Annotated in this window: 14 protein-coding genes and 4 pseudogenes; 13 read left to right on the forward strand and 5 right to left on the reverse strand. The window is 63.5% G+C overall.

What is annotated here, in order from left to right:
- Window positions 1–167 (reverse strand): annotated as a pseudogene (locus tag ACFSOZ_RS07950) (RNA polymerase-binding protein DksA); the annotation flags it as partial.
- 676 nt (window positions 168–843) lie between these two features.
- Here ACFSOZ_RS07950 and ACFSOZ_RS07955 point away from each other — a divergent pair.
- The 8 genes and pseudogenes from ACFSOZ_RS07955 (at window position 844) to ACFSOZ_RS07990 (ending at window position 4406) form a co-directional block, all read left to right on the forward strand.
- The gene (locus ACFSOZ_RS07955) at window positions 844–1020 is read left to right on the forward strand and encodes a hypothetical protein (protein WP_379095665.1); all 177 of its coding nucleotides are present in this window, start codon (window positions 844–846) and stop codon (window positions 1018–1020) included.
- 160 nt (window positions 1021–1180) lie between these two features.
- Window positions 1181–1429, forward strand: coding sequence for a YcjX family protein (locus ACFSOZ_RS07960; protein WP_379095671.1), 249 nt, complete (start codon window positions 1181–1183; stop codon window positions 1427–1429).
- A gap of 84 nt (window positions 1430–1513) precedes the next feature.
- Entirely contained in the window at window positions 1514–1705 is a 192-nt protein-coding gene (locus ACFSOZ_RS07965; protein ID WP_379096088.1) for a hypothetical protein, read from the forward strand.
- A gap of 254 nt (window positions 1706–1959) precedes the next feature.
- Entirely contained in the window at window positions 1960–2193 is a 234-nt protein-coding gene (locus ACFSOZ_RS07970) for a hypothetical protein (RefSeq protein ID WP_379095674.1), read from the forward strand.
- Window positions 2157–2249 (forward strand): annotated as a pseudogene (locus tag ACFSOZ_RS07975) (hypothetical protein); the annotation flags it as partial. The gene ACFSOZ_RS07970 and the pseudogene ACFSOZ_RS07975, both read left to right, overlap by 37 nt.
- 190 nt (window positions 2250–2439) lie before the next feature.
- Window positions 2440–2571, forward strand: coding sequence for a YcjX family protein (locus ACFSOZ_RS07980; protein ID WP_379095677.1), 132 nt, complete (start codon window positions 2440–2442; stop codon window positions 2569–2571).
- A 665-nt stretch (window positions 2572–3236) separates the two neighbouring features.
- On the forward strand, window positions 3237–3674 hold the full coding sequence (locus ACFSOZ_RS07985; RefSeq protein ID WP_379095682.1) for a DUF697 domain-containing protein: 438 nt from the start codon (window positions 3237–3239) through the stop codon (window positions 3672–3674).
- Between the two features lie 135 nt (window positions 3675–3809).
- Window positions 3810–4406, forward strand: a pseudogene (locus ACFSOZ_RS07990) (hypothetical protein).
- A gap of 12 nt (window positions 4407–4418) precedes the next feature.
- On the opposite strand, the pseudogene ACFSOZ_RS07995 reads toward ACFSOZ_RS07990, so the two are convergent.
- Window positions 4419–4703 (reverse strand): annotated as a pseudogene (locus ACFSOZ_RS07995) (LysR family transcriptional regulator); the annotation flags it as partial.
- Between the two features lie 91 nt (window positions 4704–4794).
- Here ACFSOZ_RS07995 and ACFSOZ_RS08000 point away from each other — a divergent pair.
- Window positions 4795–5673, forward strand: coding sequence for an aldo/keto reductase family oxidoreductase (locus tag ACFSOZ_RS08000; protein WP_379095015.1), 879 nt, complete (start codon window positions 4795–4797; stop codon window positions 5671–5673).
- Window positions 5674–5751: 78 nt separating this feature from the next.
- On the opposite strand, the gene ACFSOZ_RS08005 is transcribed toward ACFSOZ_RS08000, so the two are convergent.
- From ACFSOZ_RS08005 to ACFSOZ_RS08015, 3 genes are all read right to left on the reverse strand, one after another.
- A complete protein-coding gene (locus ACFSOZ_RS08005; protein WP_379095012.1) occupies window positions 5752–7140 on the reverse strand; it encodes an MFS transporter in 1389 nt (462 codons plus the stop codon).
- 83 nt (window positions 7141–7223) lie between these two features.
- Window positions 7224–8276: a glycerophosphodiester phosphodiesterase family protein gene (locus ACFSOZ_RS08010; RefSeq protein ID WP_379095685.1), complete on the reverse strand. Its 1053-nt coding sequence runs from the start codon at window positions 8274–8276 to the stop codon at window positions 7224–7226.
- A 140-nt stretch (window positions 8277–8416) separates the two neighbouring features.
- Window positions 8417–9625 carry an acyltransferase family protein gene (locus tag ACFSOZ_RS08015; RefSeq protein ID WP_379095691.1) on the reverse strand — a complete coding sequence of 403 codons (1209 nt, stop codon included), beginning with the start codon at window positions 9623–9625 and terminating at the stop codon, window positions 8417–8419.
- A gap of 123 nt (window positions 9626–9748) precedes the next feature.
- Here ACFSOZ_RS08015 and speB point away from each other — a divergent pair, with 123 nt between their 5' ends.
- From speB to ACFSOZ_RS08035, 4 genes are all read left to right on the forward strand, one after another.
- Entirely contained in the window at window positions 9749–10756 is a 1008-nt protein-coding gene (gene speB, locus ACFSOZ_RS08020; protein WP_379095698.1) for an agmatinase, read from the forward strand.
- A 30-nt stretch (window positions 10757–10786) separates the two neighbouring features.
- Complete coding sequence (gene argC, locus ACFSOZ_RS08025) at window positions 10787–11713, forward strand: N-acetyl-gamma-glutamyl-phosphate reductase (protein WP_379095704.1); 927 nt, start codon at window positions 10787–10789, stop codon at window positions 11711–11713.
- A complete protein-coding gene (locus ACFSOZ_RS08030) occupies window positions 11713–12552 on the forward strand; it encodes an aminoglycoside phosphotransferase family protein (RefSeq protein ID WP_379095707.1) in 840 nt (279 codons plus the stop codon). Before argC ends, ACFSOZ_RS08030 begins: the two co-directional genes overlap by 1 nt.
- A gap of 82 nt (window positions 12553–12634) precedes the next feature.
- Window positions 12635–12958 carry a hypothetical protein gene (locus ACFSOZ_RS08035; RefSeq protein WP_379095710.1) on the forward strand — a complete coding sequence of 108 codons (324 nt, stop codon included), beginning with the start codon at window positions 12635–12637 and terminating at the stop codon, window positions 12956–12958.
- The last annotated feature ends 1 nt before the right edge of the window (window position 12959 follow it).

The raw sequence follows: 12959 nt of genomic DNA on the forward strand, positions 1-12959 counted from the left end.
GGGGTGGTTGGCGTTTCCTGCTGCAGGATCTCGAGTGTTTCGCGCGCTTCGCGCAATATGTCATTCTTCCAGGTGACGAGCTTCAGGCGGAAGTAGGATTTTCTGCCGCTCGTTCATGAACGCTCGTCCTCGGAGGGTACGTAATCGGCGGTAACGATGTCGTTCATTCGACTCACCCAAACAGCCCCAATTTTGCGCCTATATATTCGCGGTCCGGCGCCTGCACAAGCGCAATCGGCGGGCCTGTCCTCACGCAATTGTTAATGTTCGGCGGCGGGCGCCTTTTGTAACGGCGCACAGTCGTTTTGATACAAAAACTACGCTGCGACACTTTAAATCCCGGGCAACATGCTTCCCGAGGATCGACCGTGATCTTCGGCCGATGCACAAACGCCTTCTGCGGCACGTACCATGGGTGATGTCGCTGTATTCGATGAACACCGGGCCATTGTGCGCAGCGCCGTTCTCGTGGCTAATCCTGGAAGCTTCGCATTCGGCGTCAGCGGAGGTTGGGTGAGCACGCTTTATCTGTTGCGACATGCCAAGGGCCGGCTGGGCATTGCCCGGCATGCGCGATTTCGATCGCCCGCTCGACGCATCCGGCCGCGCCGATGCTGAGATGATGGGCGTCGCCATGCGGTCCCCGCTTCTATGTTCCGGACCTGACCCTCTGCTCCACCGCCAAACGGCGAAAGAGACGCTGGAAGGCCTGGCCGGCCAGGACCGACACAGGCCGGGTCCTGTTCTTCGATTCGCTCTACAGCGAGGGACGCCGCCGGCTACCTCAGGCTGATCCGGGACAATGGGCGGATCCGGTTCGTTACTGGTTATCGGCCACAACCGATGACGGAAGATCTCGCCATGGCGGTTTCGGGCAATGGCGACGAGACGGCGCGGGGCACGCTCAATCATGGGTTCCCGACTACCGGCCTGGCCGTCGTCCGCTTCGACGGCGATCTGACAAAAGCTGCCCAGGGCGCCGGTTATCTCGAAGCGTTCCTGACGCCGGCCGATCTCTGAAGCCATTTCAAAGCCGGGGTCCAGATCCTATATCGGACGAACCGAGGCCCGAGAGATCATATTTTGGCATCATCGCTGACCACCTTCCACCGACGAGGCGAGGATTGCCCTCGACAACGCTGTCGGGCGCGCCACCGGGCTTTTCTCTCCCTCGCTGCGATTGGGTGTCACGGGCCTGTCCCGCGCCGGCAAGACGTGTTTCATTATCGGCCTTGGTCCACAATCTGATCCATGGCGGGCGACTGCCACTGTTTCGAGGCGCAGAAAATCCGGACACGTCGCCCGCGCCTTCCTTGAGCAGCAGCCGGACGACGCCGTGCCGCGTTTCCAGTACGAGGACCATAATCGCCGCCCTGTCAACGACCGCGCCTGGCCTGATCGACGCGCGCCATTTCGGAATTGCGGCTGACCATCGAATATGAATCGGCCTCCGGCTGAGCCGCATGTTTTCCTCCGGCAAACTGTCGGTCGATATCGTCGACTATCCCGGTGAATGGCTGCTCGACCTGCCGCTGCTCGGCAATCCTTCGCCGATTTTTCCCGCGAAGCCTTCGAAATGGCCGTTCTGCCGGTGCGCGAGGACTGGTCGCAGGCCTGGCGGACGCTGTCGGCGCAGATCGACCCAAACGCCGATGCAGACGAGATGTCGGCGCGCCGCCTGGCCGAAGCTTCGCCGCCTATCTGAAGGCGTGCAAGCTCGATGAGCGGGCGCTTTCGACCTTGCCGCCCGCCGCTTCCTGATGCTGGCATCTCGAAGGCTCGCCCGCACTGACTTTCGCGCCCCTGGCTGGGCTCGGCCAGACAGCGTCCGCGTCCAGGGGTCGCTGCACGCCATGATGGGACAGGCGCTACGAGGCCTACAAGACGCATGTCGTGCAAACCGTTCTTCCGCGAACACATCACGCGCCTCGGATCGCCAGATCGTGCTGATCGACGCCAATGCAAGCGCTGAACGCCGGCCCCGGCGCCATGGCCGACCTGGAGCGGGCGGTGACCGAGATCCTCAGCTGTTTTCCGTCCCGGCCGCGCAGCTTCCTCACCGACCTGTTTTTCGCGGCGCATCGACCGCATACTGGTTGCCGCAACCAAGTGCCGACCATCTGCACCACGAAAGCCATGATCGCCTGCAGGCGATCGTGCGTGCGGCTTGCCGACCGCGCCGTGGGCACGTGAGCGGCATTTCACCCGGCGCCGATGTCGATGTGGTTGCCATGGCGGCGATGCGCGCGACGCGCGAAGGCACCGTCAAGCAGGGTCGTGAGACACTCCCTGTCATCATCACGGCACGCCGATCGCCGGCGAGAAGATCACTGGCGAAACGTTTGATGGAAAGACGGAAACAGCCATATTTCCTGGCGACTTACCGGAGAATATTGACGCGGTGTCGATATTTCCGGACCCGATCACAAGCAGGACTCCGTGGATCCGGCAATCCGCTTCGTCCGATTTCGTCCACCAAGCTCGACGCACGGCCGAGGTTCACGCTGTCGCTGCCGGCATATCCGGCTCGACCGTGCCTTGCAGTTCCTGATTGGAGATCATCTGGCATGACCGCGCCCCGCAAGCCGGCCCGCATTTCGCATCGAGCCGGAAGTCGCATCAAAGACAAGAGGCACCAGAGGTGCGCCCTGCCAGGCCGGCATCCGTGCGCAGGCGGACGCCCAGCGAAGCCCCGGGCGATGATGAACGATGTCGCGATGGTACATTCCGCGGAAGCGATGTCTTCGACGAGCTTGACATGCGTCTCGGCCGAGCCGCCGCCGGCAATCGCGCCCAGAAGGCGGTCGTGCTCGCTCGCAGGCATCTTCTTCGGTGCCTTTGGTGTGCTGGTTTCGCTGGCTGTCGGCCTGTGACCGATCAGCTATCATCGTGACCTCTTGCGCGCGCCGATGGCTGGGCTGCTGCAGCCGGCATGGCGGCCATCGCCGTGCTGGCACTTCTGGTCATCCTGATCCGTGAGTTTCCTGGCAATCCGCCCGCCTCGCCGAAGTCGAAAAATTGCAGAAACGGGCGCTACGATGCCATTGCATCGCGCACGATCCCAAGGCGGCCCGATCGGTGGTCGACGAGTTTGTCGGCCTTTGTCGCAGCCAAACCCGAGACCGCGGCCGGTCGGCGTGCACTGGCCGAACTGCGCGGCGAAATCATCGACGGCGGCAATCTGGTGCGCCTGGCCGAAGCCGAAGTCTCGCCCTCTCGATGCCAGGGCAAAGGTGATGATTCGCGAGGCCGCCAAGCGCGTCTCGCTGGTGACGGCGGTCAGCCCGCGCGCGCTCGTCGATGTCGCCTATGTCGTGTTCGAGGCCGAACGCCTCATCGGCGCCTGTCGGAACTCTATGGCGACGGCGGGAACGCTCGGTTCTTCTTCGCCTGGCGCGCAGCGTGCTGGCGCATCTGGCGGTCACCGGCTCGATCGCCGTCGGCGACAGTTTCGTCCAGCAGATCGTCGGCATGGCCTGGCGGCACGCCTCTCGGCGAAGCTCGGCGAGGGCGTCGTCAATGGCATGATGACGGCGCGCATCGGCATCGCGGCGATGGAGACGCACGCCCCCTGCCCTTCAGCGCCACGAAGCGTCGGACTGGGCGATTTCCTCTCGGCGCTGACCTCGTTTTGCAACCAGAAAGATGTTGAAACGACCCCATCCGGCAAGTAAGCCGGGCAGCAATGTTTGGACCTTCGGAATTGTTGGCGGACTGCTTTGTGGTGGCCCCGTAGTGACGAAGCATAACCAATCTTGTTCATGGTCAGACGGGTTCCAAACAGCCTCGTTTGTTGCCGGGTGTCGTCGATGAAAAGCGTAATTCCTGTCCAGCGTCTTGCCACTGGCAACCGTCATCACGGCAGTCGTCGGTATTGCCGGAGCGGCTTCCGCGGCGGAACCGGACAAGCAGTTCTTCCAGTCGGCCGAAGGCAAATGGATCGGTCCCGGCGAAATCGTCGCCGGCAAGTACAAGGGCACCAAATTCAACTGCAGCTTCACCGGCTCGACACCAGACGGCAAGGTCGGCATGTCGCTCGACGGTGGCTGCGGGTCGGCATGTTCACCCAGCCAATGTCGGCCAAGATCGAGCGCCAGGGCCGCGAAGGTTACAAGGGCAGCTCATGGGCGGCCGCGACCGGCTCCGGGCCGGTCGACTCATTGGCGGCAATGTCGTCGATGCCCGCAAGGTGTCTTCACCATCAACCGCAACCAGTTGCGCGGCGTCATGCAGGCGCGCATCCCCGACGACAATTCAATGACGGTGACCATTGTGCGGTGCGCGTCGACGACCAGTTGGTGCCGGTGATCGGCATGAGCCTGAAGCGCGTCGACGCCGTCGAAGTCGGCTCCACGCGCCGAACTGAACATACATCGATCCCTGGAGCAATTCCAGGAAAAGTGTGAAACGGTTTTCCGGCGCAACGAGCCCGCCGGCCTGTCGCGAAAGCCATTCACCACGTCCAGAGCCGCCTCGACCTCCGACAGCGCCGGGCCAAGCCGTTCCAGCAGGCTGAGGCCCGCCTCGGTCGGGACAACGCTGCGCGTCGTGCGGTTGAACAGCCTGACACCGAGTTGCACTTCCAGGCGACGCACCGCCTCGCTCAAGCCAGAGGCGCTGCCGCCGCTGGCACGCGCACCATCGCGGAAGCCGCCGGCGCGCGCCACCGCCACGAAGGCGTTCAGATCACTGAGGTCCATCATTGTGCGCCATTCCGTACAGCCTGTGTGGATTGTACCTGATTATCACAAGGTTGAGCAGCGCCTATCTTTGTCTCCTCAAAGGAGATCACTCATGTCTGATATTCAACAGGCCGGCACCTTCACCCTTGGAAGCCACACCGTTAAGCGTCTCGGCTACGGAGCCATGCAGCTCGCCGGGCCCGGTGTGTTCGGGCCGCCCAAAGATCATGACGCGGCACTGGCCGTGCTGCGCGAGGCCGTTCTGGAAGGGGTCGACCACATCGACACCAGCGACTTCTATGGCCCGCACGTCACCAACCGGCTGATCCGCGAGGCGCTGGCACCCTACCCCCGGGATCTGGTCATCGTCACCAAGATCGGCGCCAAGCGTGGCACGGATGGATCATGGCTGCCGGCCTTTTCTGCCGAGGCGCTGACCCAGGCGGTGCACGACAATCTGCGCAATCTCGGCCTCGATGTGCTCGATGTGGTCAACCTTCGGATCATGTTCGATACACATGGTCCCGCCGAAGGATCGATCAAAGCGCCGCTCACCGTGCTGGCCGAACTGCAACGGCAGGGCCTGGTCAGGCACATCGGACTGAGCAACGTGACATCGACGCAGATCAAGGAAGGACGCCGGATCGCCGAGATCGTCTGCGTGCAGAACCAGTACAATCTGGCGCACCGCGGGGATGACGCCCTGATCGACGACCTTGCCCGTGACGGCATCGCCTATGTGCCGTTCTTCCCGCTCGGCGGCTTCAACCCGCTGCAGTCTTCGACGCTGTCCGATGTAGCGCAGCGCCTCGGCGCCACGTCGATGCAGGTCGCGCTCGCCTGGCTGCTTCACCGCGCACCCAACATCCTGCTGATCCCCGGCACATCATCGGTCGTGCATCTGCGGGAGAACCTCACTGCTGCCGAACTCGCGCTTTCGGACGACGTGCTCAGGGAATTGGATGGTATGGCGAGCGTCGCCGCGGCCTGACCAGGAGCGCTGCGATAGCAGTGTCCAAACGACGATTTTGAAAAGGCCGCCTGCGCGCGGCTTTTTCATTGAACATTTTCATCCGGCGGAATGGTCCGCATCGCGGACAAAAATGAACGCGCAGAGCGCCGAGCCGGCCACTGCAAGCGCCGAGGCCAGGAATGCCAGCCGCATTCCCGCGATCGTGCCCAGCGCCAACGCGGAGCCAAACAGCGCCACGCCGATCGCGCCACCCGACTGGCGCACGGTGTTGAGCACTCCGGACGCGGTCCCCGAAATCTCCGTCGGTACCGCGGACAGCAACGCCGTGGTCATGGCGGGAACGGCAAGACCAATCCCCAGCGGCAGGAACAGCAGGCGCCACAGCAGCGACAAATACGATGTGTCGGCCTGGATCGACGCCATCAGGCCGAAACCGGCCGCGCCGATGGCCAGGCCGATCGCCATCGGCAATCGCGGGCCATAGTTTGCGGCAATGCGCCCGGCGGCGATATTCGACACCGTGACGGCCGCCATGAATGGCAGGAAGGCGAGCCCGGTCATCTCGGGCGAAAAATGCCTTTGCTGCTGGAAATAGAGGCTGAGCATGAAGATCGTGCCGTAAAGCGTCAGGTTCACCGCCAGCCCGACGAGGCTCGTCACCGCCGGCACGCGGCTGGCAAACAGGCCGAGGGGAAACATCGGAGCCTTTGTCCTGCTCTCGACCAACAGGAAGACGCTTCCGGCAATGGCCGCCAGCAGCAGTCCGCCAATCACCGGCACCGAAGCCCAACCCGACGAGCCGGCTTCGATGAAGGCGCCGGTCAGCGCGAACAGTGTCAGCACGACAAGCCCCTGCCCGGCCCAATCGATCGGCGGCCTTTCCGCCCTGAGCGGCGTTTCCTGGAGAACCCGGTAAGCCATCCAGATGGCGAGCACGCCGATGGGCAGGTTGACCAGGAAAATGCTCTCCCAGCCAAGCGACGCGACCATGAAGCCGCCGAGCACCGGTCCAGCCGACAGCGCGATGCCGCCCGCCGCTGTCCACAGGCCAACGGCGCGCGCCCGGCGTGCCTTATCGGAAGCGTAGGCGCGATTGAGGAGCGCCAGCGAACACGGCATCAACAAGGCAGCGCCGGCGCCTTGCACGGCGCGCGCCGCGATCAGCATCCCTGCACTCTGCGCCAGGCCGCAGGCCAGCGAGGCAATGCTGAACAGTGCCATGCCACCAACGAAAACGCGGCGGGCGCCGATCCTGTCGCCAAGCGCGCCGCCGGCGAGCAGCAGCGAGGCGAAAGCAAGCGTATAGGCGTCGACGACCCATTGCAGGCCGCCTATGCCCATCGAGAGCGCCGAACCGATCCTGTTGAGCGCGACATTGACGATGGAGACATCCAGTTGCACCACCACGAAGCCGAGACTGGTGGCGGCAACGGTGGCGGCATAGGCGAGATGGGCGGGGCGCTTGAAGACCATGGTGTCGGACATGCCCAAGGATAGCGGCTTTTCACTGACACCGTTCTGTCAGCAGACACTGGCCCGCGACAATGTGCGACCTCAGTGGCGGCAGATCAATTGATGCTGGCGGTCGCGGCGGGTTCGATGCGCGGCTCGGCATAAGGCACGCGGTAGCCGTTGGCCGCCAGCCAGTCGATGGCCGCTTTCGGCTCGTCGGTCTGGATGATGGTGGCGCCGCGGTCGGCCCAGAAGCCCCAGGCTTCGCGCGGCAGGCTGGCCTGCACTGCAAGTTCGTCGCCGCGGCCGCCGGCCAGGAAGCCGCCCGGCTTGTTGACGATGGCGTAGGTGTCGGCCCAGATGTGCCAGTTGCCACGCACGGCAGCCGCGCGCATGCGCGTGCTGAACAACGGTCCGCCGGTCTCGGTCAGCGTCTCGGCGCCTGCCCGCCAGTTGATCAGCTCGGTCGCGCGCGGCGAGAAGACGTGGTCGACCGTCTCGGCGAAAGCGGCATCATGCACCGCGTCGTCGGCGATGATCGGCATGAACTGAAAGCCGCCGCCGATGGCATCCATGGCGGCCTTCACCGTGGCAATCCGGGTGGCGTTCCACAGGTTCTCCTTGACGATGACCTGTTCGGCCATGCCGAGCTCGCGAGCCACCGCGATCATGCCCGAGAGGTCCCCGACATCGAGCTTGTTGTCGAGGTTGATGAGGATCCTGTCCCGGGTTGCCAGCAGCATCTCGCGCAGCGTCGAAACCGTTTCACCCGATACCGCGCCGGTGCCTTCGACCACCAGCCGGCAGGTCCTGAGTTCGGCCAGCGTGTACTTGATCACCTCACCCTTGCAGGTCGTGGTACGGTCGAGCCAGCTGTCATGCATGACGACGAATTCACCATCCTTCGAGCGCCTGATGTCGACCTCGACGATTTCGGCGCCGATAGCGATCGAGCCTTCCACCGCCGCAATCGAATTTTCCGGATAGAGCGTCTTGCCGGCCTGCATGCTGCCGGCGCGATGCGCGGCCACCATGACGTGGTCGCGCCACTGGTTGGCATGCTCGAAGCGGTCGAGAATCTGCCTGGCGCGGGCCTCGCCGGCCGAGGCCTGGCCTGAGGCGGCCGCAAGTGCCGCGGAAAGCAGAAGGCTCAGCCAGATGGTCCGCATCGAGAATCGCTCCTTGCCGGATCAAGACCCGGATAGGCGATGCCCGTGACAGCCGAGTGAACGAAGCCGGCTAGCGGATGTCTTGTTTGAGCATGATCTTTTCCGAAAACCGGCTTCCACTTTTCGGGATCATGCTCGCGTCAGATGCGTTTCGAGAGCCGGCGGAACCACGCCATGGCCGGCATTTCGACGAAACGCCAGGTGATCCAGGAGGCGGCAATGGTGGCGAGAAGCATGACGACGATCGCCACGGCCCCGGTCCAGCCGGCGCCGAAGCCCGTCGCGGGCTGGCCGCGCAGCACGAAGTCGTCGATCAGGCCCAGGCCAAGCTTGCGCTCGACGAGCCCGGCGACGTTGATCATGCGCGCCTGAACGAAGATGTGGACCATGTAGATCGAATAGGACAGCGCGCCGAGCATCAGCATGAACGGCGTCCTCAGCAAGGCGCTGATCCAGCCGCCTTCATGGGCGAAGAGAAACAGCGCCAGCGCGAACACCAAAGGTGCCGCGATGCCGAAATCATTGTCGCCCGCCAACGAGACAAAAAGCACGATGACGGCCACCATGACGATCTCGGCAAGGGTCCAGGCCAAGCTCGGGCCGTCCTTGGCCAGGGCCTGTCGCGCCCCTGCAATGGAATCATGCTGAAACCAGGCCAGCAAGGCGCCAAGCGAGAAGCCGTACAGGCAGCGGATGAAGCCGAAATCGAAGGACACATCCATATGATCGGCCGAGAAACCAAGCAGGAACAGCGGCGCGGTGACGGCAGCGCCGACGAACCATACCCAGGCGCGCGCGCCGGCGACGAACACCACGCCCGCAAACAGGAGATAGGCGAAGAACTCGGCCGAAATGCTCCAGCTTGGCGCATTCCAGGTCAGTTGATCCTCAAAGCCGACACCTTGCAGCAAGAGAAGGTTGGCAAGCAGGCTCTTGAGGTCGAAACCGCCGGTGAAGGGAGCGGCCCCTGTGCCGTGCAGTTGCGGCAGCACCAGCCGCAGCAGCTCGAAGCCGGCAAAGGCGGCAAGCATGAGCAGGTGCAGCGGGTAGATGCGGCCGAAACGGACCAGGGCGAAGCGTGCCACCTCTTCCGGCTGGCTCAGCCGGTTGCCGTAGCTGCTGGCGATGACGAAACCGGAAAGAACGAAGAAGAAGTCGACGAAAAGGTAGGACGAACCGATGAAGGCGCTTTGCGAAATCGTCGAACCGGTCGGGAAGTGAAACAGCGCCACCAGCAGCGCGCAGATGCCGCGCCACGAATCGAGAACCAGGAAGCGTTCGCCGGCGATCGTGCCTATGTGGGTCGACACGACGGCGCGGGGAGGATTAAGGAACGCGGTCTGCGTCATGATGATACAAATCCTGTTTTGCCATGGCACTTGAGGGGCGCCATTTCGTCTCCCCAAGCTGTGACTGGCATGTTGCGTGCCGGTTCTGTAGTTGTGGCACCCCGATGAAACCGAGGATCCGTAATGGCGACCAACAACATCGACCATGCCTTCACCGCCCGCTCCAAAACGGGCGCGGCCCTCGAGCCGACCTATTCCGGCGCGCTGTCGTTCATGCGACGCAAATACACCAAGGACCTGAAGGGCGCGGATGCGGTGGTGTGGGGCATTCCGTTCGATGCCGCGGTCACCAACCGGCCCGGCGCGCGCTTCGGGCCGCAGGCGATCCGCCGCGCCTCTGCGATCCTCGACAATGACCCGCAATACCCGTTTTCACGCGATCTGTTCGAGCATCTCGCGGTGGTCGACTATGGTGATTGCCTGCTCGACTCAGGCAATCACCAGAAGACGCCCGGCACCATCGAGCGCGAAGCGGCGAAGATCCTGAAATCCGGCGCCTTCCTGTTGTCGCTCGGCGGCGACCATTTCGTCACCTGGCCGCTGCTCAAGGCGCATGCCGCCATCCACGGACCGCTGGCCCTGGTGCAGTTCGATGCCCATCAGGACACCTGGCCCGACGACGGCAAGCGCATCGACCACGGATCCTTCGTCGGCCGCGCCGTCAATGAAGGCATCATCGATCCCGACCGTTCGATCCAGATCGGCATCCGCACCCATGCGCCCGACACGTTCGGCATCAAGATCCTCTACGGCCATGAAATCGAGGAGATGCGCGCGTCCGACATCGCCTATGCCATCGTCGACCGCACCGGCGGCAAGAAGACCTATCTCACCTTCGACATCGACTGCCTCGATCCGGCCTATGCGCCCGGCACCGGCACGCCGGTTGCCGGTGGGCCATCCTCGGCAAAAATCCTGTCGACGCTGCGCCAGCTCAACCAGATCGATATTGTCGGCGCCGATGTCGTCGAGGTTGCACCGGCCTATGATCACGCCGATATAACGGCGATCGCCGGCTCGATGGTGGCCATGCAGTATCTCGGTCTGCTGGCTGAGCGAAAGGCCCGGCTTGATGAGCTGAACAACGGCAACCACAATGGTGCCGCGGTGAATCACGGTCAGGGCATATAGTCTTGAAATATCAGGGAATTTGATCACGCAATGAAACCGCAAATCTTCATCGACGGCGAGCACGGCACCACTGGTCTGCAGATCAGGGCGCTGCTGGCCGAGCGCGGCGATCTGGAGATCATCTCCATCCCGACCGAGCGCCGCAAGGAAACGGCGGCGCGCGCCGAGTTCCTCAATGCCGCCGACGTCGCGATCCTGTGCCTGCCCGACGATGCGGCGAAGGAAAGTGTCTCGCTGATCGCCAACGACAACACCAAGGTCATCGATGCCTCGACCGCGCATCGTGTCGCCGAAGGCTGGGCGTACGGCTTCGCCGAGATGGACAAGGGTCAGGCGAAGACGATCGCCTCGGCCAAGCGCGTCGCCAACCCCGGCTGCTGGCCGCAGGGGCCGATCGCGACATTGCGGCCGCTGGTCAACGCTGGCCTGCTGCCGGCGGATTTCCCGATCACCGTCAACGGCATTTCGGGCTATTCGGGCGGTGGACGGCCGATGATCGAGGATTATGTCGCCAAGGGCGAGGACGCCTTGGAGTTCCTGCCCTATGGCCTCACCTTGCAGCACAAGCACGTGCCGGAGCTGAAGGCCTATGCCAGGCTTTCGCATGATCCGATCATGCAACCGGCGGTCGGCAATTTCGCGCAAGGCATGATCACCGTGGTGCCGCTGCAGCTCGGTGGTCTCGCCCATATACCGACGGGTGCGGAGCTTCATGCGGCGATTGCCGACCATTTCGCCGCCATCAAGGGCGGTGTGGTCGAGGTGGCACCCTATGCGCATCTGGAGCGCGTGCCGGACATCGATCCGGAGATCTACAACGGCACCAACCGGATGAAGGTCTACGTCTTTGCCAACGACAAACGCGCGCAGGCTCTGCTGCTGGCGGTCTACGACAATCTCGGCAAGGGTGCCTCGGGTGCCGCCGTCCAGAACATGGACCTGATGCTCGGCCTCTGATGGACGCGCCAGCATTTCCGGCGCGCTGGAGGGTCAGCACGCCCGAACTCGTCGCCGAGACCTTTTCGAGCCACATCTGGAAGGTGCGACGCGAGGACGGTTCGCCGGCAATCGTCAAGGCGCTCAAGCCATTCGATGACGTCGCCGACGAATTGCGCGGCGAGCACTATCTCGCCTGGCGGCGCGGCGAAGGCGCGGTTCGACTGCTCGGCCGCGACGGCCACAGCATGCTGCTCGAATATGCCGGTGAAACCCTGCTGCAGCAGGTTCTCGACGAACAGGGCGACAACGCCGCGACCGCAATCGCGGCGGATCTTTTGGCGAAACTGTTTTCGCCATCGAAACACCCCTTCCCGCCCGAGCTTCAGCCGCTCAAGGACCGCTTTTCAAGCCTGTTCAGGAAAGCCGCAATCGACCGCGACGCCGGCCATGACAGCATCTACGTCGAGGCCGCCGTCATCGCCGATCGGCTGCTGGCCAATCCGCACGATATCAGGCTTCTGCATGGCGACCTGCACCACGACAACATCCTGTACGGGCCGCGCGGCTGGCTGGCGATCGATCCGAAGGGTGTTCTCGGCGATCCCGGCTTCGACGCCGCCAACATGTTCTACAACCCGCTCGACCGGGACGAGCTTTGCCTGGATCCCGAGCGCATCGCGCATATGGCCGAAGTCTTTGCCGAAACATTGGGCCAGACACCACCCGCAATCCTTGATTACGCCATCGCCTATGGTTGCCTGTCGGCGTCCTGGCATCATGAGGACGACAATCCGGGCGAGGAGAACCGCGAGTTGTCGATCGCGGCGGCGATCCGGGCGGTGCGGGCAAGCTTCTGATCCGGCCAGTCAACCGGCGGCGGTAACTGCTTGTTCACCATGATGGGCTACTGACGTGGCGTGGCTCCATCAGGGATTTGTCATGGTCAGCGCGATTTCGGGTTCCTCCCAGGCAACCCAGTATTCCTCTTCCAGTTCATCGAGCAATGCAGCCCAGGAGGCGGCGCTCGAAAAGCAGATCCAGGACCTGGAAGACCAGGCCAAGGCGATCAAGGATCAGGTCCAGGCCGCCCAGGTGCAGCAGGATATCGCTGTCGCCCAGGCCAAGCTTGATGCACTCAGGGCCGCCGACGCCGACAAGGCTGCCAAAGCCGCTCAGAGCCAATCAAGGCCATCCGCCGCAGCTTTGCGCCAGGCGGAGTTCGACGGCGAGAAGACGACATCTTCAAACGAATTCTGGATGTAAC

It is taken from the genome of Mesorhizobium newzealandense, assembly GCF_042682145.1.
Classification (GTDB): Bacteria; Pseudomonadota; Alphaproteobacteria; order Rhizobiales; family Rhizobiaceae; genus Mesorhizobium; species Mesorhizobium newzealandense.